Origin of the sequence: Micromonospora sp. M42 (genome assembly GCF_000568915.1) — a bacterium.
GTDB classification, from domain to species: Bacteria; Actinomycetota; Actinomycetes; order Mycobacteriales; family Micromonosporaceae; genus Micromonospora; species Micromonospora chalcea.
This window is the reverse complement of the sequence record NZ_KK037233.1, coordinates 6,340,205-6,364,779: the sequence shown is the minus strand read 5'-3', so window position 1 is coordinate 6,364,779 and position 24,575 is coordinate 6,340,205. Positions and strand designations below refer to the sequence as shown.

Here is a 24,575-nt window from a genome sequence, read left to right as displayed (position 1 = left end):
TTCTTAACGTCTCCGGTAGAGAAGGGGCCCCTTCTTAACGCCTCGGCTCAGTCGCGGCCACGACGTCGGCGCAGCGCGTCGAGGGCCTCGGCGAGCAGCGCCTCCCCCTCCTCCGGCGTGCGCCGCTCCTGCACGTACGCCAGGTGGGTCTTGTAGGGCTCGGCGCGCTGGCGGCCCGGCGGGTCGCCCGGGTCGGGGCCGGCCGGCTCGCCGCAGCGGGGGCACTCCCAGGTGGCCGGCGTCTCCGCCTCGGCGGCGATCAGGAACTCGACCCGGTGACCGTGGCGGCACCAGTAGACGACCGGGCGGCGCGGCGCGGGCTCCACGCGCTGGTCGAAGCGCTCGGGGGCGGACCCGATCCGGGTGCCGCGGATGACGTTGTTGCTGGGCACGGTTGCTCGCTCCCTGTCGTCGGAGGGGACCGCCGCCGGAGGGGGTGGGCGACGGGCGACGCGCGGAGAAACAAAACTGCGCGCGGTCCGTGACGGACCGCGCGCAGATTGTACGCTTCTCAGCGCCGACTCAGGTGCCGTTGGCCATCTGCAACCGCAGCCAGAGCCCGAGCCCGATGATGCAGGCGAACCAGACGATTCCCACCAGAACGGTGTAGCGGTCGAGGTTCTTCTCGGCCACGGACGAACCGGCCAGGCTGGAGCTGACGCCGCCCCCGAACATGCTCGACAACCCGCCGCCCTTACCGCGGTGCAGGAGGATCAGCAGGACGAGCAGCACGCTGGTGATGACCAGCAACGTGATCATCGTGTAGGCGAACCAGATCGGCATGGCGGGGGTCAGTCCTCTCGTTGCGATCACTGCCCGGACCTGTCGGGCACTGCGGCACCGGCCGGTGGACGGGCAGCGTCAAGGATAGCGAGCGATCAGCGGGCGGTGTGCTCCGGGAACCGGCAGATCTGCGCGAACTCCTCCGCGTCCAGGCTGGCGCCCCCGACCAGGGCCCCGTCCACGTCCGGCTGCGCCATGATCGCGGCGACGTTCGACGCCTTGACCGACCCGCCGTACAGGATCCGGACCTGCTCGGCGGTGCCCTCGTCGTAGGTCTCGGCGATGCGCTTGCGCACCGCGCCGCAGACCTCCTGGGCGTCCTCCGGCGTGGCCGTCTTGCCGGTGCCGATCGCCCAGACCGGCTCGTACGCGACGACGACCTTGGTGACCTGCTCGGCGGTGAGCCCCTTCAGCGCGCCGTCGAGCTGGTCGCAGCAGTGCCGCACCTGCCCCGACTGTTCCCGGACCTCCAGGCCCTCGCCGATGCAGAGGATCGGGGTGAGCCCGTTCGCCAGCGCCGCCGACACCTTCGCGTTGACCAGCGCGTCGTCCTCGTGGTGGTACTGCCGCCGCTCGGAGTGGCCGACCACCACGTAGCCGCAGCCCAGCTTCGCCAGCATCGGCCCGGCGATGTCACCGGTGTACGCGCCGGACGGATGCGGCGACAGGTCCTGCGCGCCGTAGCCGATCAGCAGCTTGTCGCCGTCCACCGCGGTCTGCACGGTACGCAGGTCGGTGAAGGGCGGCAGCACCACGCACTCGACGTCGGTGAGCTGCTTCTCGTTCAGGCTCGCGGCCAGCTTCTGCACCAGCAGGTTGGCCTCGAGGTGGTTCAGGTTCATCTTCCAGTTGCCGGCCATCAGCGGCCGGCGGGTCGTGCTCGCCATTCAGTTCTCCAGAGCCGCGATGCCGGGGAGGGTCTTGCCCTCCAGGTATTCCAGGGAGGCGCCACCGCCGGTGGAGATGTGCCCGAACGAGGACTCGTCCAGGCCCAGCGCGCGCACCGCCGCGGCCGAGTCGCCGCCACCGACCACGCTGAACGCGTCGGCCTTGGTGATCGCCTCGGCCACGCCCCGGGTGCCGTTGGCGAACGCCGCCATCTCGAACACGCCCATCGGGCCGTTCCAGAAGATGGTCTTCGCCTGCGACAGCGCGGCCGCGAAGCCGGCCACCGTCTCCGGGCCGATGTCCAGGCCCAGCCGGTGGCTGGGGATGCCGTCGGCGGGCACGGTGTCGTGCGCGGCGTCCGGCGCGAACGCGTCGGCGGCCACCACGTCGACCGGGAGCATGATCTTGCCGGGCGCGCGCTCCATCAGGTTGCGGCAGGTCTCGACCATGTCCTTCTCCAGCAGCGACGTGCCCACCTCGTGGCCCTGGGCCTTGAGGAAGGTGAAGCACATCCCGCCGCCGATGAGCAGCCGGTCCACGGTCGGCAGCAGCGCCTCGATCACGGCCAGCTTGTCGGAGACCTTCGAGCCGCCCAGCACCACCACGTACGGCCGCTCCGGGGAGCCGGTGAGGCGGCTGAGCACCTCGACCTCGCGCAGCACCAGCCGGCCGGCGACGTGCGGCAGCCGGGCCGGCACGTCGTGCACGCTGGCGTGCTTGCGGTGCACAGCGCCGAACGCGTCGTCCACGTAGGCGTCGCCGAGCGCGGCGATGGTCGGCGAACGCGCCCCGCTCCGCGTCGTCCTTGCTGGTCTCGCCCTTGTTGAACCGCAGGTTCTCCAGCAGCGCCACCTGGCCGTCGGCCAGGTCGGCCACGGTGGACCGCGCCGAGTCACCGACGGTGTCCTCGGCGAAGGCCACCGGGGCGCCGAGCAGCTCACCGAGCCGCCCGGCGACCGGGCGGAGGCTGAACTGCGGGTCCGGCGCGCCCTTCGGGGCGGCCCAGGTGCGAGCAGACGACCACCTTCGCGCCGGCCTGCACCAGCGCGCTCAGCGTCGGCAGGACGGCCCGGATCCGGCCGTCGTCCGTGATCTCACCGGTCTGCTTGTCGAGCGGGACGTTCAGGTCGGCGCGCACCAGCACGCGCCGACCCGACACCCCCTCGGCGAGCAGGTCGTCGAGGTTGCGGATGCTCACAGCGAGCTACCGACCAGCTTGACCAGGTCCACCAGGCGGTTCGAGTAGCCCCACTCGTTGTCGTACCAGCCGACGACCTTGACCTGGTTGCCGATCACCTTGGTCAGCGGCGCGTCGAAGATGCACGACGCCGGGTCGGTCACGATGTCGGCGGAGACGATCGGGTCCTCGTTGTAGGTGAGGATGCCCCGCAGCGGGCCCTCGGCGGCGGCCTTGAGCGCGGCGTTGACCTCGTCCACAGTGGTCTCCCGGCCGACCGTGACGGTCAGGTCGGTGGCCGAGCCGGTCGGGATCGGCACGCGCAGCGCGTAACCGTCCAGCTTGCCCTTCAGCTCCGGCAGCACCAGGCCGATCGCCTTCGCGGCGCCGGTCGAGGTCGGCACGATGTTCAGCGCGGCGGCGCGGGCCCGGCGCAGGTCCTTGTGCGGCGCGTCCTGCAGGTTCTGGTCCTGCGTGTACGCGTGGATGGTGGTCATCAGGCCCTGCTGGATGCCGAACGTGTCCTGCAGCACCTTCGCCATCGGCGCGAGGCAGTTCGTGGTGCAGGAGGCGTTCGAGATGATGTTGTGCTTGGCCGGGTCGTACTGGTCCTGGTTGACGCCCATGACCACGGTGACGTCCTCGTTCTTAGCCGGCGCGGAGATGATGACCTTCTTGGCCCCGCCGTCGAGGTGCGCCTTCGCCTTGGTGCCGTCGGTGAAGAAGCCGGTGGACTCGATGACGACGTCGGCGCCGACCTCGCCCCACGGCAGGTTCGCCGGGTCCTTCTCGGCGTACGCCTTGATGGTCTTGCCGCCCACGGTGATCTCGTCGGCGGTGGCCTTCACCTCGTGCGGGAGGCGGCCCAGGATGCTGTCGTACTTGACAAGGTGGGCGAGCGTCGCGTTGTCGGTCAGGTCGTTGACCGCCACGACCTCGATGTCAGCGCCGGACGCCAGCACTGCCCGGAAGAAGTTGCGGCCGATCCGGCCGAAGCCGTTGATGCCAACCCGGATGGTCACAGGTCCCATCTCCTCGCGTTCTGGTCCGCCGGCGCCAGACCGGGGCCGGCGGAGGTGTGTGCGCCGACCGTTGGAGCCGGCCGTCGACATGTCATCTCGGCCACCCCGCCGCGGTCACGGAGACCTGACCGCCCGAGGCGGTGAGCACGGCGAGGGATGCCTGTGCGCGGCCCCCTTGCCGTACGCAGCGACCATATCCGAGCGTGCGGCGTCGCGCTGCGGCGGGTGGTGATCCCGCTCGCGTGCTCGCCGCCCGAGTCCTATCAGACCACGAGCATGTCGGGCGTGACTGCCGCTTCCGTATCCGGGATGCCCAGGTCGCGGGCGCGCTTGTCGGCCAGCGCGAGCAGCCGGCGGATCCGGCCGGCGATGGCGTCCTTGGTCAGCGGCGGCTCGGCGAGCGCGCCCAGCTCCTCCAGGGACGCCTGACGGTGCTCCAGCCGCAGCCGGCCGGCCGAGGTCAGGTGGTTGGGCGCGTCGTCGGCGAGGATCTCCAGCGCGCGGGTCACCCGGGCGGCGGCGGCCACCGCGGCCCGGGCCGAGCGGCGCAGGTTGGCGTCGTCGAAGTTGGCCAGCCGGTTGGCGGTGGCGCGCACCTCCCGGCGTACCCGCCGCTCCTCCCAGGCCAGCACGCTGGAGTGCGCTCCTATGCGGGTGAGCAGCGCGGCGATCGCGTCGCCGTCCTTGACCACCACCCGGTCCACGCCGCGCACCTCGCGGTTCTTCGCGGTGATGCCGATGCGGCGGGCCGCGCCGACGAGCGCCAGCGCCGACTCCGGGCCGGGGCAGGTGATCTCCAGCGCGCTGGAACGGCCCGGCTCGGTCAGCGAGCCGTGCGCCATGAACGCGCCCCGCCAGGCCGACACGGCGCAGCAGACGTTCGCGGCCACCACGTGCGGCGGCAGGCCGCGCACCGGGCGGCCCCGCACGTCGAGCAGGCCGGTCTGCCGGGCGAGCGCCTCGCCGTCCTTGACCACCCGCACGATGAAGTGGCTGCCCTTGCGCAGGCCGCCGGAGGCGAGCACGTGGATCTCGCTCGGGTAGCCGTAGACCTCGGCCACCTCCCGCCGCAGCCGGCGGGCCACCGCGCCGGTGTCCAGCTCCGCCTCGACCACGACGCGGCCGGACACGATGTGCAGGCCGCCGGCGAAACGCAGCAGGGCGGCCATCTCCGCCCGCCGACAGCAGGGCTTGGGCACGTCGACCCGACTCAGCTCGTCCTTGACCGCAGCCGTCATCGCCATAGTGCGCCCCCTCACGGACCGGTTCCGGCGTGTCGCCGGTGATTACGTACGTGTCTAACGATCGGCGCGCAGGACAGGCACCAGCGCGGCGCCCAGTGCGGCTGGATCATGACGGGGCGTGCCGTCGAGGACGGCGACGGGAGCGAGGACCAGCCGGGCACCAAGCGATTCTGCCGCACGTTCGACCGCCGCGGGATCACCCACCGCCGTGGAGTCCGCCAGCACCCGGTCCACCTTCAGCTCGGGCAGATAGCGCCGCAGCGTGTCCAGATGGTCGGGCAGGGAGAGCCCGGAGGTCTCCTTCTCCGCCACCAGGTTGAGCGTCACCAGCCGCCGCGCCGGACTGGAGACGATCGCGTCGGCCAGGCCCGGCACCAGCAGGTGCGGCAGCACGCTCGTGTACCAGCTGCCCGGCCCGAAGATCAGCCAGTCCGCGGCGCGTACCGCTGTCACCGCCTCGGCGCACGCGGCCGGCGCGGGTGGGTTGAGCCGCAGCGACTCGACGGTGCCCGGGGTGACCGCGACCTGGTGCTGGCCGCGCACGGTGGACACCTCGTCCGGATGGGCCGGGTCCGCGCCGCGGACCCGGGCCTCGATGCCCACCGGCTGACGGGACATCGGCAGCACCCGCCCCACCGCGCCGAGCATCGCGCCCGCGTGGTCGAGCGCGGCCACCGGATCGCCGAGCAGCTCGGTCAGGCCGTGCAGCAACAGGTTGCCGACCGCGTGGCCGGCCAGCGAGTCGCCGGCGCGGGCGGCCGGAACCGGCGCGGCGAGCGTCGGCGGGGGCGGCGTCGCGGTGGTGAAACGGTACTGGAACAGCGCCGCGCTGCGCCGGGTGGCCGGATGGTCGCCGGCCAGCGCCACGAGCGCCTGACGCAGGTCACCCGGGGGCAGGCCGCCGCGCTCCGCGCGTAGGCGCCCGCTGGACCCGCCGTCGTCGCCGACGGTGACCACCGCGGTGATGTCCAGGTCCAGTTCGGGTACGCAGTGCCGCAGCGCCCGCAGCGACGCCGAGAGCCCGTGCCCGCCACCGAAGGCGACCACCCTGGTCGGGGTCACTCCCGCCCCAGGTCCCGGTGCTGGGCGTTGGCGGCGATACCGGAGCGGCGCAGCCGGGCGGCCAGCTCCTCGGCGATCGCCACGCTGCGGTGCTTGCCGCCGGTGCAGCCGACCGCCACGGTCAGGTAGCGCTTGCCCTCCCGCTCGAAACCGGCGGTGGTGGCGTTGACCAGGTCGGCGTACCCGGCCACGAAGGCGTCCGCGCCCTCCTGGCCCAGCACGTACGCGCTGACCGCCTCCTCCCGGCCGGTGTGCTCGCGCAGCTCCGGCACCCAGTACGGGTTCGGCAGGAACCGGGCGTCCATCACGAAGTCGGCGTCCGGCGGCAGGCCGTACTTGAAGCCGAACGAGATCACGGTGATCCGCAGCCGGCGGGCGTCCTCGCCGCCGAACAGCTCCTCGACCCGGCGCCGAAGCTGGTTCACGTTCAGGTGGCTGGTGTCGATGATCACGTCGGCCTGCTCGCGTGCCTCCTCCAGCAGCGTCCGCTCGACGGCGATGCCGTCGGCCAGCCGCCCGTCGCCCTGCAGCGGGTGCGAGCGGCGCACGCTCTCGAACCGGCGGATCAGCACCTCGTCGTCGGCGTCGACGAAGACCACCCGGGGGGAGAAGCCGCGCTCGCGCAGCTCCCGGATCGCCCCGGCCAGGTCGGTGGAGAAGGCGCGCGAGCGCACGTCCAGCACCATCGCCGTACGCCGGGCCGCGCCGCCGGCCTTGAAGGCCAGCTCGGCCATGTCGAGCAGCAGCGCCTGGGGCAGGTTGTCGACCACGTAGTAGCCGACGTTCTCCAGCGCCCGGGCCACCGTGCTGCGCCCGCCGCCGGAGAGCCCGGTCACCACCACCAGTGAGGTGTCCGACTCGGCCGGCGCCGTCTCCGCCTCGCTCGGCCCCAGGTCACCCGCTGTACGCGCCTCGCTCACCCGCTACCCCCAGCCGTGGCGCCGCGGCCGGTCGGCCGCGCATGGTCAATCAGCGACTCTAACGGCTGCGACCCCGTCCGGGATTCCACGGGGTGACCACCGGAACATGTCGCCACCCCCGGACCGGCTCGCCGGACGGGCGCTGTCGGGGGACGCTCGTAGACTGCGCGGATGGTCTCCCCCACCGACGAGCGGACCACCTCCGCACCGGCCGGCTCCCCACCGACCGGCGACGCGCTCGACGTGTTGCGGCGGGTCTTCGGGTACGACGCCTTCCGCGGCTTCCAGCAGGACGTCGTCGAACACGTGGTGTCCGGCGGCGACGCGCTGGTGCTCATGCCCACCGGTGGCGGCAAGTCGCTGTGCTACCAGATCCCCGCGCTGGTCCGCGACGGCGTGGCGGTAGTGGTCTCCCCGCTGATCGCGCTCATGCAGGACCAGGTCGACGCGCTCACCGCCGTCGGCGTACGCGCCGGTTTCCTCAACTCGACGCAGGACCCGGCGCAGCGGCGCCGGGTCGAGGCGGCCTACCTGGCCGGCGAGCTGGACCTGCTCTACCTGGCCCCGGAAGGGCTGGCGGTGCGGTCCACGCTCGGCCTGCTGGAACGCGGCCGGATCGCGCTGTTCGCGATCGACGAGGCGCACTGCGTCTCGCAGTGGGGGCACGACTTCCGCCCCGACTACCTCAACCTGTCGATGCTGCACGAACGCTGGCCGGACGTGCCGCGCATCGCGCTGACCGCCACCGCGACCCGGGCGACCCGCACCGAGATCGCCACCCGGCTGCGGCTCACCGAGGCCCGGCACTTCGTGGCCAGCTTCGACCGGCCCAACATCCAGTACCGGATCGTGCCGAAGCGGGAGCCCCGCCGCCAGCTGCTCAGCCTGCTGCGCGACGAGCACCCGGGCGACGCCGGCATCGTCTACTGCCTGTCCCGGGCCTCGGTGGAGAAGACCGCCGAGTTCCTGGTCGCCAACGGCATCCCCGCGCTGCCGTACCACGCCGGGCTGGACGCCACGACCCGCGCCACCAACCAGCAGCGCTTCCTGCGCGAGGACGGGCTGGTCATGGTCGCCACCATCGCGTTCGGCATGGGCATCGACAAGCCCGACGTACGCTTCGTCGCCCACCTGGACCTGCCGAAGTCGGTCGAGGGCTACTACCAGGAGACCGGCCGCGCCGGGCGCGACGGCTTGCCGTCCACCGCCTGGCTGGCGTACGGCCTGCAGGACGTGGTGCAGCAGCGCAAGATGATCGAGACGTCGGAGGGCGACCTGGCGCACCGGCGCAACCTCGCCGCCCACCTGGACGCGATGCTGGCGCTCTGCGAGACGGTCCGCTGCCGCCGCGCCCAGCTGCTCGAATACTTCGGCGAGACCGGCGTGGCCGCCTGCGGCAACTGCGACACCTGCCTCGACCCGCCCGAGTCCTGGGACGGCACTGTCGCCGCGCAGAAGCTGCTCTCCACCGTCTACCGGCTCGACCGCGAACGCAACCAGCGCTTCGGCGCCGGGCACAGCATCGACATCCTGCTCGGCAAGCACACCGACAAGATCGACCAGTACGGCCACGACTCGCTCAGCACGTTCGGCATCGGCACCGAGCTGCGCGAGACCGAGTGGCGGGGCGTGGTGCGGCAACTGCTCGCCGAGGGTCTGCTCGCCGTCGAGGGCGACTACGGCACGCTGGCGCTGACCGAGGCCAGCGCGGACGTGCTCGGCCGCCGCCGTACGGTCACGCTGCGCAAGGAGCCGGAGCGGCCGGCGGCCGGCCGGTCCGCCAAGCCCCGGGGCGCGGCCACTGTGGTCGCCGACCTCTCCCCCGCCGCCGCGCCGGTCTTCGAGCGGCTCCGCGCGTGGCGCGCCGCCACCGCCAAGGAGCAGGGCGTCCCGGCGTACGTCATCTTCCACGACGCGACGCTGCGGCAGATCGCCGCCGAGCCGCCCGCCTCCCTGGCCGAACTGTCCCGGGTCAGCGGGGTGGGCGAGAACAAGCTCGCCAAGTACGGCGAGGCGATCCTGGCCGTCCTCGCCGAGTCCTGACGTACGCGCGGAAGGGCCCGACCCCCTGTGGTGGGGGTCGGGCCCTTCCGGTGTGCGTGCTGCCTGTTCTTGCTCTGCAGCCATGGGTGCGGCGGTGTTGGTCTTAGCTGGTGCTGTAGCCGCGGGTGGCGATCCAGTCGGCGAGGTTGTCGATGCTCATCCGGTAGGTGGCGGTGTTGGGGTCGGCGCTGTCGGCGATGGTGACGGTCTTGCCGTCGTCGCGGTAGCCGATGACGCTGATGTAGTGGCCGCCTTCGAAGGAGTGGGTGGTGCCGTCGGTGTCGGTGGCGGTGCCGGCGATGTTGGCGACCACGGCACGGCCGGCGTCGACGGTCTTGACGACGTCGGCGCGCAGCTTGTCGGTCTGCTTGTCGTCGGCCTTGGGGGTGCTGATCTCGACCGACTTGTAGGCGTCCTTGGCGCCGGTCTCCTTGTTCAGCACCGGGGTGATGTCGTTGATGGAGTTGGTGCCGGCTTCGGTGGTGCCCATCTCGCGGGCCATGGCGTGCACGTCGATGTTCTTGCCCTGCACGCTCAGCGCGTTGCGGGCGGCGGCGGGGCCGCAGAAGTAGAAGTTGGGCTGGGCCTCGTAGCGCACGTCGAGCTCACGCTCGCCATGACCGCTCTTGCGGTCGGCGACGATGGCGGCCTTCTCGGCCGGGGCAGCGTGGGCGGCGATCGCGGGGCCGGCGATGCCACCGGCGGTGGCGACGACACCGGCAGCGGTCAGAACGGTCTTGCGCAGCAGAGTGGTAGCCATGATGGTTGCCTCCCTGAAATGGGGGATACGCGGCAGGGGTGCCGCGAAGGGGGAAAGTCTTGGGGGGTGCCCGTCGAGCGGGCTGGCGCGCGGGCGACCCGAAAGGGGCTGCTCCGCGGCTCGGGGATGTAACGACCACCGGGCCGGGGTCATTCCCGCCGGCGGGGGTGCTCGTCGTCGGGGGATGTAACGACGGCCGGGCCGGGGCGATTCCCGTGACCTGACCCGTGGCGCCGGGCGGACCGGGTTGAGCGCTCGGCCCTGGCGCCTGGGCGGTCAGCCATGTACAACGCCTGCACCCCACCCCGGATTCCGCCGTGGGCATGGCGCCGACCACAACGCGCCACCCCGGCAAACCGGACACCGGCCCCAGGGCGCGCTGGGCGGCGCCTTCGCGGTGCACGCGCACGGCAGACCTTGCAGTCGGCCCCCGGATAAGCCTCACAAAGCGGTCATACGTTAGGCACGAACTGCAAGGTGGACGGTTCCGCCCACCGGGAACAGGCATTGGCTGGAACGCCGTATGTGTCAAAGGCGGGCGGAGACACCCATGGCGTTCCACCCGAGGCACCTGGCGACGGCGACTGGAGCGGCATGGGTGTCAAAAGCAGCCCGAGACACCCACAGCGTTCCACCCACGGCACGCGACGGCGGTGGCGGGCCGGCGGGCCGGACAACGGGCGTTTGTTGACGCACGCTGGACAGCGGCCGGGGGCCCACGGCGGCAGGCGCGACCAGCGCGAGCAGGCGCGAGCAGGCGAAGGGTCAGGAACGGGGGGCGGCCGTGGTGGCGTCGGTGGAGCCGTCCAGCGCGGCCAGGATCGCCTCGGCCGTACGCCTGCCCACCCCGGGCACCTCGGTGATCTCCTCCACGGTGGCCGACGACAGCCGCTTCAGCGAGCCGAAGTGCCGCAGCAGCGCCTTGCGGCGTACCTCGCCGAGGCCGGGGACGTTGTCCAGCGCCGATTCGGTCATCCGCTTGGAGCGCCGCTGCCGGTGGAACGTGATGGCGAAGCGGTGCGCCTCGTCGCGGACCCGCTGCAGCAGGTAGAGCGCCTCGGACGTGCGGGGCAGGATCACCGGGAACTCGTCGTCGGGCAGCCACACCTCCTCCAGCCGCTTCGCCAGCCCGCACAGCGCCACGTCGTCGATGCCCAGCTCGGCGAGCGCCTTCGCGGCGGCGGCCACCTGCGGCGGGCCACCGTCGACCACCACGAGCTGCGGCGGGTACGCGAACTTGCGCGGCCGCCCGGTGGTCGGGTCGATGCCGGGGCGGTCCGGGTCGGAGGCGGTCTCCTCGCCCAGCTCCCCGGTCTCGGCGCGGGCGTCGAGGTAGCGGGCGAAGCGCCGCCGCAGCACCTCGGACATGGCCGACAGGTCGTCGGTGGCGCCGCGCACGATGAAGCGGCGGTACTCGCTCTTGCGGGGCAGCCCGTCCTCGAACACGACCATGCTGGCGACCACGTCGGTGCCCTGGATCTGGGAGACGTCGTAGCACTCGATGCGCAGCGGCGAGGTGTTCATGCCGAGCGCGTCGGCGATCTCGTCGAGCGCCTGGCTGCGGGTGGTCAGGTCGCCGGCCCGCTTGAGCTTGTGCCGGGCCAGCGCGTCCTTGGCGTTGCGCTCGACGGTCTCCAGCAGCGACCGCTTGTCGCCGCGCTGCGGCACCCGCAGCGACACCCGGCTGCCCCGGCGGGTGGAGAGCCAGTCGGCGAGCGCGTCGGCGTCGCCGGGTAGCTCGGGCACGAGCAGCTCGCGGGGCACGTCGGCCTCGCCCTGCTCGCCGCCGTACACCTGGGTGCAGAAGTGGTGCACGAGGTCGCCGGTGCTCAGCTCCTCGGTCTTCTCCACCACCCAGCCGCGCTGGCCGCGCACCCGGCCGCCGCGGACGTGGAACACCTGCACGGCGGCTTCGAGCGGGTCGTCGGCGAAGGCGACCACGTCGGCGTCGGTGCCGTCGCCGAGCACCACGGTCTGCTTCTCCATGGCCCGGCGCAGCGCCGCGACGTCGTCGCGCAGGCGGGCGGCCCGCTCGAACTCCAGTTGCTCGCTGGCGTCGAGCATCTCCTTCTCCAGCCGGCGGACCATGGTGTCGGTGCGGCCCGCCATGAAGTCGCAGAAACCGTCGACGATCTCCCGGTGCTGGTCGGCGGTGACGCTGCCGACGCACGGCGCGGAGCACTTGCCGATGTAACCGAGCAGGCAGGGCCGGCCGACCTGCCCGGCCCGCTTGAACACCCCGGACGAGCAGGTCCGCGCCGGGAAGACGCGCAGCAGCAGGTCGAGCGTCTCGCGGATCGCCCAGGCGTGCGAGTACGGCCCGAAGTAGCGCACGCCCTTGCGCTTCACGCCCCGCATCACCTGCAACCGGGGGTATTCCTCGTCGAGGGTGACCGCGAGATAGGGGTACGACTTGTCGTCGCGGTAGCGGACGTTGAACCTCGGGTCGTACTGCTTGATCCAGGTGTATTCCTGCTGGAGCGCCTCGACCTCGGTGGCGACGGTGATCCAGTCGACCGACTCGGCGGTGAAGACCATCTGCCGGGTGCGCTGGTGCAGGCCGACCGGGTCGGCGAAGTAGGAGTTGAGCCGGCTGCGCAGGTTGCGCGCCTTGCCGACGTAGATCACCCGGCCGGTGCCGTCGCGGAAGCGGTAGACCCCTGGCGACTCCGGAATGGTGCCGGGCGCGGGACGGTACGTCGAGGGGTCAGCCACGCTGTCAAGCCTAGTCCGCACCCCTGACACCCGGCCGCCGCCGCGCCCCCGGGTGACCGGGGGCGCGGCGGGTGGTCAGGCCAGGCGGATCTGGTCGCCGTCGACGGTGATGTCCTTCGCGGCGAGCGGCTTGGTGGCCGGGCCGCCCTTCACCGAGCCGTCGACGATGGAGAAGCGGCTGTTGTGGCAGGTGCAGTTGATCGTGCCGCCGTCGACGTTCGACACCGGGCAGCGCTGGTGCGTGCAGATCGGGTCGAACGCCTTGAACTGGCCGGCCTCGGGCTGGGTGATGACCACGCCCTGGCTGGCGAAGACCGCGCCGCCGCCGACCGGGATGTCCGAGGTGCGGGCCACGGAGTTGCTGCCGGCCCGGTCGCCGCCGCCGGCGTCCCCGGTGGCGGTGGGGCCGGGCGGGCCGCCGCTGGTCGGGGCGAGCCCGGGCGAGGCCTCGTCGTCGCTGCCGCAGCCCGCGAGCACCACTGCCGCGCCGACCGCCCCGGCTCCGGCGAGCAGGGCACGGCGGCTCTGGGTGACCGGTCGGGTCAACGCCTGATCATCACTCATATCCGGCCTTTCTCTCGGCTTACTGCGGAAACACGCACCAGCGTGGGGCACGGTTCATACTGGCGCGTCAACGTACCGGGCATCGCATGGAGGACGTCGGTCAGCGCGCCGCGGCCGGCACCTTGCGGGCCCGCGGCTTGGCGCCGCCGTTGCCGTTGGCCTTGGCCGCCCGGCTGGTGGCCGCCTTGGCGCCCTTGGCCTTGCCGTCGAGCTTGAGGATCGGCCGCAGGAACTGCCCGGTGTGGCTCTCCGGCACCTCGGCGACCTCCTCCGGCGTGCCGGTGGCGAGGACCGTGCCGCCCCGGTGGCCACCCTCGGGGCCCATGTCGATGAGCCAGTCGGCCGTCTTGATCACGTCGAGGTTGTGCTCGATGGTGATGACGGTGTTGCCCTTGTCGACCAGCCCCTCCAGCACCATCAGCAGCTTGCGGATGTCCTCGAAGTGCAGGCCGGTGGTCGGCTCGTCGAGCACGTAGACGGTGCGGCCGGTGGAGCGCTTCTGCAGCTCGGAGGCGAGCTTGACGCGCTGCGCCTCACCGCCGGACAGCGTCGGCGCGGGCTGGCCGAGGCGCACGTAGCCGAGGCCGACGTCGACCAGCGTCCGGAGGTGCCGGTGGATGGCCGGGATGGCGGAGAAGAACTCGGCCGCCTCCTCGATCGGCATGTCCAGCACCTCGGCGACAGTCTTGCCCTTGTAGTGCACCTCGAGCGTCTCGCGGTTGTAGCGCGCGCCCTTGCACACCTCGCAGGGGACGTAGACGTCCGGCAGGAAGTTCATCTCGATCTTGATGGTGCCGTCGCCGGAGCACGCCTCGCAGCGCCCGCCCTTCACGTTGAACGAGAACCGGCCCGGGCCGTACCCCCGGACCTTGGCCTCGGTGGTCTCGGCGAAGAGCTTGCGGATGTGGTCCCAGACGCCGGTGTAGGTGGCCGGGTTGGAGCGCGGGGTACGCCCGATCGGCGACTGGTCCACGCCGACGACCTTGTCCACGTGCTCCAGGCCGGTGATGCGGGTGTGCCGGCCGGGCACCAGCCGGGCGCCGTTGATCTGGTTGGCCAGCACCGTGTAGAGGATGTCGTTGACCAACGTCGACTTGCCCGAGCCGCTGACTCCGGTGACCGCGATGAGCTGGCCGAGCGGGAAGCTCACGGTGAGGTTGCGCAGATTGTGCTCGCGCGCGCCGTGCACCACCAGCTCGCGGCCCGGCGTCTGCGGGCGACGGCCGGCAGGCGTCGGGATGGACTTGCGCCCGGACAGGTACGCCCCGGTGACCGACTCGGTGTTGTCCAGCAGCGCCGGCACCGACCCGCTGTGCACGATCTTGCCGCCGTGCTCGCCCGCGCCCGGGCCGATGTCGACGATCCAGTCGGCCACCCGGATGGTGTCCTCGTCGTGCTCGACCACGATCAGCGTGTTGCCCAGCCCGCGCAGCCGCAGCAGCGTCTCGATGAGCCGGTGGTTGTCGCGCTGGTGCAGGCCGATCGACGGCTCGTCGAGCACGTAGAGCACGCCGACCAGGCCGGAGCCGATCTGGGTGGCGAGCCGGATGCGCTGCGCCTCGCCGCCGGAGAGCGTGCCGGCGGGCCGGTCCAGGGAGAGGTAGTCCAGCCCGACGTCGAGCAGGAACTTCAGCCGGGCGTTGATCTCCTTGAGCACCCGCTCGGCGATCATCTTCTGCCGGTCGGTCAGCTCGATGCCGGCCAGCAGGTCGGCGGCCTCACCCACGGACAGGTTGCAGACCTCGGCGATGCTCTTGCCGGCCAGGGTGACCGCGAGCACCTCGGGCTTGAGCCGCGCGCCGCCGCAGGCCGCGCAGGGCACGTCCCGCATGTAGCCCTCGTACTTCTCCCGGGACCACTCCGACTCGGTGTCGGTGTGCCGGCGCTCGATCCACTGCACCACGCCCTCGAAGCCGGTGTAGTAGGAGCGCTCGCGGCCGTACTTGTTGCGGTAGCGCACGTGCACCTGGTCGTCGGAGCCGTGCAGGATCGTCTTCTGCGCCCGCGACGGCAGCTTCCGCCACGGCGTGTCGATGTCGAAGTGCTCGGCCTCGCCGAGCGCCTCCAGCAGCCGCAGGAAGTATTCGAGGTTGTGCCCGGTGGCCCACGGCTGGATCGCGCCCTCGCGCAGCGTGCGCTCCGGGTCGGGGATGACCAGCTCGGGGTCGACCTCCTTCTTCGTGCCCAGGCCGGTGCACTCGGGGCACGCGCCGTAGGGCGCGTTGAAGGAGAAGACCCGGGGTTCCAGGTCCTCGATCGCGAGGGGGTGGTCGTTCGGGCAGGCCAGGTGCTCGGAGTAGCGGCGCTCCCGGGCCGGGTCGTCCTCCGGCAGGTCGACGAAGTCGAGCAGCACCAGGCCGCCGGAGAGACCGAGCGCGGCCTCGACCGAGTCGGTCAGCCGCTGCTTGGCGCTCGGCTTGACGCTGAGCCGGTCGATCACCACCTCGATGGTGTGCTTCTCCTGCTTCTTGAGCTTCGGCGGCTCGGTCAGCGGGTGCACCACGCCGTCGACCCGGGCCCGGGCGTAGCCCTTGGCCTGGAGCTCGGCGAACAGGTCGACGTACTCGCCCTTGCGGCCGCGCACCACCGGCGCGAGCACCATGAACCGGGTGCCCTCGGCCATGGCGAGGACCCGGTCGACGATCTGCTGCGGGCTCTGCTTGGAGATCCGCTCGCCGCAGATCGGGCAGTGTGGCTCTCCGATGCGGGCGAACAGCAGGCGGAGGTAGTCGTAGACCTCGGTGATGGTGCCGACGGTGGAGCGGGGGTTGCGCGAGGTGGACTTCTGGTCGATGGAGACGGCGGGGCTGAGGCCCTCGATGAAGTCGACGTCGGGCTTGTCCATCTGCCCGAGGAACTGCCGGGCGTACGACGACAGCGACTCGACGTAGCGGCGCTGCCCCTCGGCGAAGATGGTGTCGAACGCCAGGCTCGACTTGCCCGAACCGGACAGCCCGGTGAAGACGATCAGGGCGTCCCGGGGCAGGTCGAGACTGACGTCACGCAGGTTGTGCTCGCGCGCGCCACGGATGATCAGTCGGTCGGCCACGGTGCGTGTGCTCCCGGAAGAAGAATATGAGGCGGATCTGTGCACCAGACGCCGGGTCTGGGTGGTTTTCACAGGTTGTCGGGGCGCAGAGAAGACGCCTCGGCAACTCTAGCCCCGACGTATGACAACTTCCGTCTCGCGAACATTCCCCCAGCTCAGGCCGGTCGGGCGGGAACCACCCACGCCCACCCGACCGGCTCGCGCAGGTTCAGAATGCCCCGGGTGCCGGGGGCGGCGCCGGACGCCCGGTACGTCGCCGCCCGCCACGCCAGCCGCCCCGCCGTTCGGCCGCCAGCCGGGCCGCGCGCCGGCCGCCCTCGTACTCGATCTCCCGCTGCAACCGGCGCCAGCTCTCCCAGCGGCGCACCGGCAGCGCGCCGTCCTCCAGCGCGTCGCGCACCGCGCAGCCCGGCTCGGCATCGTGGGCGCAGTCGCCGTACCGGCAGCCGGCGGCCAGTTCAGCGATGTCGGCGAAGGCACGGTCCAGGCCGGCCGCGCCGTCGAGCAGGCCGACCGCCCGTACGCCGGGGGTGTCCAGCACCGCTCCCCCACCCGGCAGCGGCACCAGCGACCGCCAGGTGGTGGTGTGCCGGCCCTTGCCGTCGACGCGGCGGATCGCCTGGGTGCGCATCACGTCCGCCCCGGCCAGCGCGTTGACCAGGCTCGACTTGCCGGCGCCGGAGGGGCCGAGCAGGCCGAGCGTGCGCCCGGGGCCGACGAACCGGCGCAGCGGCGCCAGGCCGGCGCCCCGCTCGGCGCTGACCGGCAGCACCGGCACGCCCGGCGCGAGGTCGGCCAGCTGCCGGGCCACCGCCTCCGGGTCGGCGGCCAGGTCGGCCTTGGTGAGCACGACGAGCGGCTGCGCCCCGGATTCGTGCGCCAGGGAGAGCAGCCGTTCGATCCGTGCGGCGTCCGGTTCCGGGTGCACCGGCTCGACCACCGCGGCGGCGTCGAGGTTGGCGGCCAGCACCTGGCCGTGGCGTCCTTGCCGGCGGTACGGCGCACCAGCGCGGTACGCCGCGGCAGCACCGCCTCCACCGTGACCGGGCCGTCCGGCCAGGTGGACAGCAGCACCCAGTCGCCCGCGCAGGGCAGCGCGTTCAGGTCACGGGCGGCGGCGGCGAGCACGGCGCCGCCGAGCCTGGGCCCGCACCGGCTCCTGGTGGCTCAGCACGGTGCAGACGCTCCGGGTCAACTCGGGCGACCCGCCCGGGAACGTTGTCGGCGCGCCGGTCGAGGTGGGCCCACAACAGACGTCCCAGCCGAGGGCGGTCAGGTCGAGAGTCATGGTGTCATCTTTGGTCTCGTCGAGGGATACGTGGTGGAACACACGCGCTGCGACCGGCATGCACACCACCTCCTCTCCGACTCCCGGTGCCGCGTTGGCGACGACGCGGACCGGGCGGCCCAGGTCGTCGGCCCCGACGGTAGGTGCCGCGCCGACGCGCCGAAAGCGATTTCCCCGGCGGCGCGCCCTGCCCGGGCCCGCTAGTGTCGAACCGTGAGAACGCGATGACCACCGACCCCCTGCTGCTGACCGGCCCGCTGGCCGAGGCGAACGACCGTCTCCTGCGTACCGTGTCCGGCCTGACCGCGGCGGACGTCGCGGCGCCCTCGCTGCTGCCGGGCTGGTCCCGGGCGCACGTGCTCACCCACCTGGCCCGCAACGCCGACGGGTTCGTCAACCTGCTCACCTCCGCGCGCACCGGCGAGGACATCCCGATGTACGCCTCGGCGCAGGCCCGCGCCGCCGACATCGACGCCGGCGCCGACCGGGGTCCGGCCGACCTGCTCGACGACGTACGCCGCAGCGGCCAGCGCTTCGACGCGGCGGTCGCGGCGATGCCCGTGGACGCCTGGGGCGCCACCGTGCAGACCCGGCGCGGCCCCTGGCCGGCGGCGATGCTGGTCTGGGCCGGCTGCGCGAGGTCGAGGTCCACCACGTCGACCTGGCGGCCGGTTACCTTCCGGCGGACTGGCCGGAGGCGTTCGCCCAGCGGCTGCTGCACGAAGGTGGTGACCGGGCTGTCCGGCAATCCGGCCGCGCCGGCCATGGTGCTGCGCTTCGACGGCGCGGCCTCCGAACTCGTCGTGGGTGACCCCGAGGGGGCGCCCACGGTCACCGGCCCCGCGCCGGAACTCGCCGCCTGGCTGACCGGCCGGGGCGCGGGCGAGCTGCTCACCGTCGACCCCGACGGCCCTCTGCCCAACCCACCGGAATGGATCTGAACATCGTCATGACCTACACCGGAGACGTCACGCCCGGCGGGCCGCCGGCCGTGCGCGAGCTCGACCGGCTCACCGTCACCAAGCTGTCGGTGGGCCCGATGGACAACAACGCCTACCTGTTGCGCTGCAACGCCACCGGCGAGCAGGTGCTGATCGACGCCGCGAACGAGGCGCCGCGCCTGCTGGAGCTGGCCGGCGACGGCGGGCTGGCCGCCGTGGTGACCACGCACCAGCACATGGACCACTGGGTCGCGCTGGAAGAGGTGGTGGCCAAGACCGGGGCGCGCGCGCTCGTGCACGCCGACGACGCCGAGGGCCTGCCCATCTCCGCCGAGCGGCTCGGCGAGGGCGACACGGTGCCGGTCGGCGACTGCGCGCTGGAGGTCATCCACCTGCGCGGGCACACGCCGGGCTCGATCGCGCTGCTCTACCGCGACCCCTCCGGCACCCCGCACCTGTTCACCGGCGACTCTCTCTTCCCGGGCGGCGTCGGCAACACCGACCAGGACCCGGAGCGCTTCGGGCAGCTCATCGACGACGTCGAGGCCAAGCTCTTCGACCGGCTGCCCGACGACACCTGGTTCTACCCGGGCCACGGCAAGGACAGCACCATCGGCGCCGAGCGGCCCGCGCTGCCGCAGTGGCGCGCCCGCGGCTGGTGAACACGCCCGGTCCGGCCTCCCCCGTGGCGGCCGGGCCGGGCGCGGTCAGCCGGTGACCGCGCGCAGGCGGCGCCGGGTGGCGAGCAGCACCGGGCCGGCGAGCAGCAGCCCGACCGCCATGGTCAGCAGCGTGGGGTTGAGCGCCGCGGGCAGCAGCCCGGTCAGCGCCCGCGCGGTCAGGCCCAGCGCCACGTAGAGCCCGGCCCAGGCGGTCGCCCCCGCCGCCGCGCAGGCCAGGAACCGCCGGTACGACATCCGCAGCCCGCCGGCGGCCAGCGGCAGCAGCGCGTTGAACACCGGCAGGAACGGCGCCACCAGCACGATCCGTCCGCCACCGCGGTGCAGCAGCGTCTCGGCGGCGGTCCACCGGGACTCGCCGATCCAGCCGCCGACCCGGCTCTCCCGCAGCTGCCCGCCCCAGCGCCGTCCGGCGAAGAAGCTCAGCGACCAGCCGGCCAGGCAGCCGGTGACCACCGCGGCGACGGTCAGGGCCCCGCCGGCCGGGCGACCGGCCCCGACCGCCGCGAGGACCGCCGCGTCGCCGGGCACCAGCACCCCGATCAGGGGTACGGCGTCGGCGAGCATCACGATGCCCAGCAGACCCATCAGGAGGGTGGTGGGCAGCTCACCGGCGGCGGCCACGAGATCGTTCATGAGCTGCACGCTATGGCCCGCCGGTCACCCGGCACATCGGGCATGATCCCCCAGTGGCCCCCGACACCCGACCCGGAGATCCCTGAGGGTCATCGGGGTCGCAGCACCTGCACCCGGCGTACCGGGGAGTCGACGGAGGGCTCGGTGGTCGGCACCGGGTAGCTGGCCACCAGCTCCAGCCCGCCCGGCGGCAGGTGACCCCGGTCCGGGTCGCCGACCAGCACCTCGACGCCGTGGTCGGCGCAGCGCCGCAGGTAGGGCAGGACCCGCGCGGCCAGTCCGGCGTCGTAGAGCACGTCCCCGGCCACCAGCAGGTCGGCGCCCGCGACGCCGTCGAGCAGGTCGTCGCCGTCGGCGGCTACCCGGACCCGGTTGGCGCGGGCGTTCACAGTGACGGCGGCCACCGCGTACGGGTCGATGTCGTTGGCGACCACCTCGTCCGCCCCGGCGAGCGCGGCGGCGATGGCGACCAGCCCCGATCCGGCGGCCAGGTCGAGCACCCGCCGCCCGGCGGCCAGTTCGGGGTGGTCGAGCAGGTGCCGGGCCAGCGCCTGCCCGCCGGCCCAGACCGACGCCCAGTACGGCGGCGGCAGCGACCGACCGGCGGCGGCCTCCATCCGGGCCCACCACAGGATGGCGTCCTCGGCCAGGTGCAGGCGCACCTCGGGCACGAACGGCGTGTCGACCAGTCGCAGGCGGTCCGGGCCCGCGCCGGGCACCGCGATCTCCTGTTCCAGGTCGGCCAGAGCCGTCTGCGTGCTCATCGGGGCAAGCATGCCGCGCCGCGCCCGGCGCCGGGGTCATTTTCCCGGCGCGGCACGTATTCACGGGCGCGCCGCGCGCTTCCGGCAGCGGATTGCGGTCCGGACGGTTACTGTCGGGGTGGTACAGGGCGACCACCGGCCGCGGGGCCGGCGCTCGCCCGCATTGAACAGGGAGAGACGCATGGCAACCGGCACGGTCAAGTGGTTCAACTCGGAAAAGGGCTTCGGCTTCATCGAGCAGGACGGCGGAGGCCCGGACGTGTTCGTCCACTACTCGGCCATCCAGAGCAGTGGCTACCGCGAGCTGAACGAGGGTCAGAAGGTCGAGTTCGAGGTGACCCAGGGCCAGAAGGGCCCGCAGGCGGACAACGTCCGTCCGATGTAGTGACGTGCCGGTGGCGGCGGTCGGGCTCCGACCGCCGCCGCAGCGCATCATCAGGACGGCGCGGCCGGCAGGTCGCGCCGTCTCCGTAGCGGCCCGGCCAGCAGGATCAGCGGGGTCAGCGCCAGCCACGCGGTCATCACCCGGATCGCGCCACCCGGCCCCCAGGCCGCGCCCAGCGCGCCGGCGAGCAGGGCGGCCAGCGGAATGGTGCCGTAGTTGAGCAGATGCATGCTCACCGTGACGCGGCCGAGCAGCCGGTGCGGGGTGTACGTCTGCCGGAAGCTGCCCTTGACCACGTTGCCGATCGCGACGCCCAGGCTCACGAGCACACCGCCGAGCACCAGCCACGCCGTGCGAGCGCCGGGTCCGGCGAGCGGGATGAGCAGCGCGGGCGGCCCGGTGAGAGCGCCGGCGACCAGCAACGTCCGGGCGCTGCCGATCCGGCGGGCCAGGCGCGCGGCGAGCGCGGCGCCGATCACGCCGCCGAGGCTGGCGAGTCCGATCAGGAGGCCGACCAGGCCCGCCGGGAGTTCGGCCGAGCGGACCAGGAACACCACGAGCACCGCCTGGTAGCCGGTGAGCCCGATGTTGCTCGCCGCCCCGAAGACCGTCAGCACCCGCAGGTACGGGTCGCGGACGACGAACCGCAGTCCGGTGGCGACCTCGCGGCGCAGCGACGTCGTCCCGGCGTCCCGGTGCGGCCGGGCCTCGACCGCGCTGATCCGGCGCAGGCAGAGCGCGGAGACCAGGAAGGTGAGCGCGTCCAGCGCCACCGCGGTCACCGCGCCGACGAGCTGGGCGACGAGACCGGCCAGTCCCGGGCCGACGAGGTAGCTGGCGGTCTGGGTGGCGTGCAGCCGGGCGTTGGCCTCGGGCACCTGCTCGGGACGCAGCAGCGTGGGCAGGTAGACCTGGTCGGCGGTCTCGAAGAAGACCCGGGCCAGTCCGGCGCCGAGCGCCACGACCAGCAGGTGCCCGACGGTGAGCATCCCGGCCAGGGCGGCCACCGGCACGCTGGCGAACAACGCGGCGGCGGCGAGGTCGGCGGCGATCATCACCGGGCGACGGCGCACCCGGTCGACCCACGCCCCGACCGGCAGGCCGGCCAGCAGCCAGGGCAGCCACGCCGCGGCGGTGAGCACCGCCACCTGGAACGTGCTCGCGTCGAGCACCGCGACCGCGACCAGCGGCAGCGCCACTGCGGTCATGTTGCTGCCGACGGCGCTCACCGTGTGGCCGGTCCAGAGCAGCCGGAAGTCGCGGTGCCGGAACAGCCCTCCGCGCGTCGGGGCGGCCGGCCCCGACATGCGCGCGGGGGCGGTCACGACGGGCGTCCCGGTAAGGCGTTCCCGCACGGCGCCGGAACGCGGTGGACGGTCACGGCCGGCTCGGGACGCCGTGGGCGAACACGAAGACCGGCTCGCGGCGCTGCCCGTCCTCGGGCGCCGGCCGGTCGGCCCACCGTGCGAACAGCGCGATCACCTCACGGCTGAGCTCGGCCAGCTCGTCCGGGGTCAGGTGCAGCCACTTGTCGGTGCTGAACGGCCCCTCTCCCCACGCGGCGTGCGCCTCGTCGGGGGCGGCGTGCCAGGCGCGGACCAGCTCGGCGTGCCGCTCCAGGTTGAGCGAGCTGGCCGCGTCGGCCACCACCCGGGCCGCCGGGTCGTCGCCGAAGTCGCTGTTGGACCAGCGCACCCCGCGATCGCGCAGCCGCCACCAGCGTTCCCGGCGGTCGCGTGCCAGCTCGGGCGCCTCGACCAGCAGGTCGGCGGCGGCCAGCACCTTGAGGTGGTGGCTCACGTTCGCCGGCGCCTGGTCGGTGCGGTCGGCGAGCATGCCGACGGTGCACGGGCCGTACACCTTGAGCACGTCCATGAGCCGGCGGCGCAGTGGGTGGGCGAGCGCGGCGAGCACCCGCGAGTCAGTGATCTGCCGGACGGTCCGCTGTTCCATGCGCCCGAGTCTCACATCCGCAAGAGCTGTTGCGCAACAGCTCTTGCGGAATGCGCCGGCCGACGGCGCCGCGACCCCGCGGTCGCGGCGCCGGACCGTCAGGCGATCAACCGCCGGGACAACTCGTCGGCCACGTCCCGGGCGATCTGCGGCGGGATGGCCTCGGCGATCTTCTCCGGCGGCAACCCGGCCAGCACACCGGAGACGATCTGCTGCTCGTCGGTGAAGTCCCGGCCGGACAACTCGTTCACCTGCGCGACCAGCGCCGGCCAGGCGCGCAGCATCGCCAGCATCTGCTGCAACGGCGAGTTGGGCATGGGCGGGTTGACCAGCCCGGTGGTGTTGGCCGGCGAGATCAGCCAGTTGCGCAGGTTCTGCAGGTCGGCCAGGACGTCGCCCACAGTGCGGTTCTTCGAGCCGGTGTCCTTGATGAGCCGGTCGGTCTGTTCCATGTCGTCCTCCGGTTTCGCGGTGGCGATCATTCCGATCGCGGTCAGATAGCGGCGGAACAGCGGGGTCAGGTCACGCCCCGCCTTTGTCGAGTCACGGAAGAAGCTGAAATGCGTGTGGTACAGGTGGCTGCTGTCGCCGCTGGTGCGCCGTCCCAGCCGGTCCCAGCGGCGCACGGTCCGCCCGTCCGGGGAGTAGATGATCTCCCGGATGTCCCGGGTGTCGGCCGCGTTCGCCACGCACTGCGCCACCATCCAGGTGGAGAACGTCCGCAGGTTGTGCGTACCGCCGCCGGAGCGGACGGAGAACGTGCCGACGTCCAACGCGGACGCGTACAGGGTCAGGCCGGACCGGTCCCGGGTGGACTCCACCACCGAGTAGTCGTTCGTCACGACCCGGTCGGATCCGCAGTGGTAGCCGCCCCGGTGGTTGGGGTCGCCGACGATGCCGACCTCCGCCGGCTCCAGGTCGTCGGCGCGTACGGCCTTCTTGTCGACGTTGAGATAGGTGAGCAACAGGTTCCGGACGGCCAGCAGGTTCGCCGGGGCCGACGTCATGGCAGATCCCCTTCCGATCGATGACCGGCGAGGGCACGACAATCACACCGCGTGATGGCGTGTGATCCGCGGACGCGCCCCGCCGGATAACTGCACGGCACCGGGCACTTGCTCCGAGCTTAACCACGGTTAGGCAAAAGTGCCCAGCTCAGGGACGGTTTTTTGGACTATCAGCCCGCTGTGGACGGTGTCCGCGTGAGCGGCAGCTCCAACCCCGAGGGATGCTCACGATCGCTGAGAATCTCTCGCCAACCAGCACGAAGAGTCACGGCAGTGCCGAGTGGCTCACCGGTGCCGGGATTGCGCGCGTACCGGGGGTGGGCGCCACCGGAGACCTGGACCCGCAGCCGGTGCCCGGGCGCGAAGCGGTACGCGGTCGGCCAGAGCGTCACCGGCACGGCGACCACACCGGACGGATCGCGCGGGAACCGGCCCGGCTCGACCCGGACCAGCCCGTCGCAGACGTTCCAGGAACGCCCGCGCCGGTCCACGTCGCACAGACGCACGAACACGTCCAGGTACGACAGTTCGCTGCGCACGTGGATCTCGGCGCGTACCGGCCCGGCCACCTCGACCGGCTCCGGCAGCGGCCCAGTGGTGTAGGTGAGCACGTCCGGCCGGGCCTCCACCGGCCGGTTGTCGACCGCGCCGGCCGCTGGGCCACGAGCAGCGGCCCGCCCAGCGACGGGGTCGG

Annotated in this window: 21 protein-coding genes and 2 pseudogenes; 4 read left to right on the top strand and 19 right to left on the bottom strand. The window is 72.7% G+C overall.

Translation table 11 applies throughout. The annotated features are described in order from the left end of the window. Positions 1-47: 47 nt before the first annotated feature. The 8 genes and pseudogenes from MCBG_RS29500 to rapZ form a co-directional block, all read right to left on the bottom strand. Entirely contained in the window at positions 48-392 is a 345-nt protein-coding gene (locus MCBG_RS29500; protein WP_043329627.1) for an RNA polymerase-binding protein RbpA, read from the bottom strand. Between the two features lie 130 nt (positions 393-522). Beyond that, positions 523-783, bottom strand: a complete 261-nt coding sequence (gene secG / locus MCBG_RS29495; protein ID WP_043329626.1) for a preprotein translocase subunit SecG — start codon at positions 781-783, stop codon at positions 523-525. A gap of 95 nt (positions 784-878) precedes the next feature. Continuing rightward, the gene (gene tpiA / locus MCBG_RS29490; protein ID WP_043329625.1) at positions 879-1,670 is read right to left on the bottom strand and encodes a triose-phosphate isomerase; all 792 of its coding nucleotides are present in this window, start codon (positions 1,668-1,670) and stop codon (positions 879-881) included. After that, a pseudogene (pgk, locus tag MCBG_RS29485) lies at positions 1,671-2,869 on the bottom strand (phosphoglycerate kinase). Beyond that, positions 2,866-3,870, bottom strand: coding sequence for a type I glyceraldehyde-3-phosphate dehydrogenase (gene gap, locus MCBG_RS29480; RefSeq protein ID WP_043329624.1), 1,005 nt, complete (start codon positions 3,868-3,870; stop codon positions 2,866-2,868). The pseudogene pgk and the gene gap overlap by 4 nt, the downstream one beginning before the upstream one ends. 263 nt (positions 3,871-4,133) lie before the next feature. After that, entirely contained in the window at positions 4,134-5,114 is a 981-nt protein-coding gene (whiA, locus tag MCBG_RS29475; RefSeq protein ID WP_030503240.1) for a DNA-binding protein WhiA, read from the bottom strand. 54 nt (positions 5,115-5,168) lie between these two features. Next, positions 5,169-6,176 (bottom strand): gluconeogenesis factor YvcK family protein, encoded by a 1,008-nt coding sequence (locus MCBG_RS29470; RefSeq protein WP_043329623.1) that lies wholly within the window; start codon positions 6,174-6,176, stop codon positions 5,169-5,171. Further along, positions 6,173-7,096, bottom strand: coding sequence for an RNase adapter RapZ (gene rapZ, locus MCBG_RS29465; RefSeq protein WP_043329622.1), 924 nt, complete (start codon positions 7,094-7,096; stop codon positions 6,173-6,175). Before rapZ ends, MCBG_RS29470 begins: the two co-directional genes overlap by 4 nt. A gap of 171 nt (positions 7,097-7,267) precedes the next feature. Between rapZ and recQ the strand changes: the two genes are divergently transcribed. Next, positions 7,268-9,139, top strand: a complete 1,872-nt coding sequence (gene recQ / locus MCBG_RS29460) for a DNA helicase RecQ (RefSeq protein WP_043329621.1) — start codon at positions 7,268-7,270, stop codon at positions 9,137-9,139. A gap of 103 nt (positions 9,140-9,242) precedes the next feature. Here the strand turns inward: recQ and MCBG_RS29455 are convergent, their stop codons facing one another. From MCBG_RS29455 to rsgA, 5 genes and pseudogenes are all read right to left on the bottom strand, one after another. Further along, complete coding sequence (locus tag MCBG_RS29455) at positions 9,243-9,899, bottom strand: C39 family peptidase (protein WP_043329619.1); 657 nt, start codon at positions 9,897-9,899, stop codon at positions 9,243-9,245. 765 nt (positions 9,900-10,664) lie between these two features. Continuing rightward, positions 10,665-12,614: an excinuclease ABC subunit UvrC gene (gene uvrC, locus MCBG_RS29450; RefSeq protein ID WP_043329617.1), complete on the bottom strand. Its 1,950-nt coding sequence runs from the start codon at positions 12,612-12,614 to the stop codon at positions 10,665-10,667. Positions 12,615-12,689: 75 nt separating this feature from the next. After that, positions 12,690-13,178: a Rieske (2Fe-2S) protein gene (locus MCBG_RS29445; protein ID WP_043329616.1), complete on the bottom strand. Its 489-nt coding sequence runs from the start codon at positions 13,176-13,178 to the stop codon at positions 12,690-12,692. A gap of 100 nt (positions 13,179-13,278) precedes the next feature. After that, a complete protein-coding gene (uvrA, locus tag MCBG_RS29440) occupies positions 13,279-16,227 on the bottom strand; it encodes an excinuclease ABC subunit UvrA (protein WP_043329614.1) in 2,949 nt (982 codons plus the stop codon). A 208-nt stretch (positions 16,228-16,435) separates the two neighbouring features. Continuing rightward, positions 16,436-17,515 (bottom strand): annotated as a pseudogene (rsgA, locus tag MCBG_RS29435) (ribosome small subunit-dependent GTPase A). A 224-nt stretch (positions 17,516-17,739) separates the two neighbouring features. Between rsgA and MCBG_RS29430 the strand changes: the two are divergent. After that, positions 17,740-18,456, top strand: a complete 717-nt coding sequence (locus tag MCBG_RS29430; RefSeq protein WP_223201375.1) for a maleylpyruvate isomerase family mycothiol-dependent enzyme — start codon at positions 17,740-17,742, stop codon at positions 18,454-18,456. Positions 18,457-18,464: 8 nt separating this feature from the next. After that, positions 18,465-19,118, top strand: coding sequence for an MBL fold metallo-hydrolase (locus MCBG_RS29425; RefSeq protein ID WP_043331130.1), 654 nt, complete (start codon positions 18,465-18,467; stop codon positions 19,116-19,118). 45 nt (positions 19,119-19,163) lie between these two features. Here MCBG_RS29425 and MCBG_RS29420 read toward each other — a convergent pair whose 3' ends face one another. Beyond that, entirely contained in the window at positions 19,164-19,772 is a 609-nt protein-coding gene (locus MCBG_RS29420) for a DedA family protein (protein ID WP_043331128.1), read from the bottom strand. A gap of 89 nt (positions 19,773-19,861) precedes the next feature. Then, complete coding sequence (locus tag MCBG_RS29415) at positions 19,862-20,536, bottom strand: class I SAM-dependent methyltransferase (protein WP_043331125.1); 675 nt, start codon at positions 20,534-20,536, stop codon at positions 19,862-19,864. Positions 20,537-20,717: 181 nt separating this feature from the next. Here MCBG_RS29415 and MCBG_RS29410 point away from each other — a divergent pair, with 181 nt between their 5' ends. After that, a complete protein-coding gene (locus tag MCBG_RS29410) occupies positions 20,718-20,921 on the top strand; it encodes a cold-shock protein (RefSeq protein ID WP_013287480.1) in 204 nt (67 codons plus the stop codon). Positions 20,922-20,971: 50 nt separating this feature from the next. Here the strand turns inward: MCBG_RS29410 and MCBG_RS29405 are convergent, their stop codons facing one another. The 4 genes from MCBG_RS29405 to MCBG_RS29390 form a co-directional block, all read right to left on the bottom strand. Then, the gene (locus MCBG_RS29405; RefSeq protein WP_043329612.1) at positions 20,972-22,246 is read right to left on the bottom strand and encodes an MFS transporter; all 1,275 of its coding nucleotides are present in this window, start codon (positions 22,244-22,246) and stop codon (positions 20,972-20,974) included. A 52-nt stretch (positions 22,247-22,298) separates the two neighbouring features. After that, positions 22,299-22,874 carry an ArsR/SmtB family transcription factor gene (locus MCBG_RS29400; RefSeq protein WP_043329610.1) on the bottom strand — a complete coding sequence of 192 codons (576 nt, stop codon included), beginning with the start codon at positions 22,872-22,874 and terminating at the stop codon, positions 22,299-22,301. A 98-nt stretch (positions 22,875-22,972) separates the two neighbouring features. Continuing rightward, a complete protein-coding gene (locus MCBG_RS29395; RefSeq protein WP_043329608.1) occupies positions 22,973-23,881 on the bottom strand; it encodes a hypothetical protein in 909 nt (302 codons plus the stop codon). 170 nt (positions 23,882-24,051) lie between these two features. Next, a partial coding sequence (locus tag MCBG_RS29390; RefSeq protein ID WP_223201374.1) for a CocE/NonD family hydrolase occupies positions 24,052-24,575 on the bottom strand: 524 nt, incomplete at its 5' end.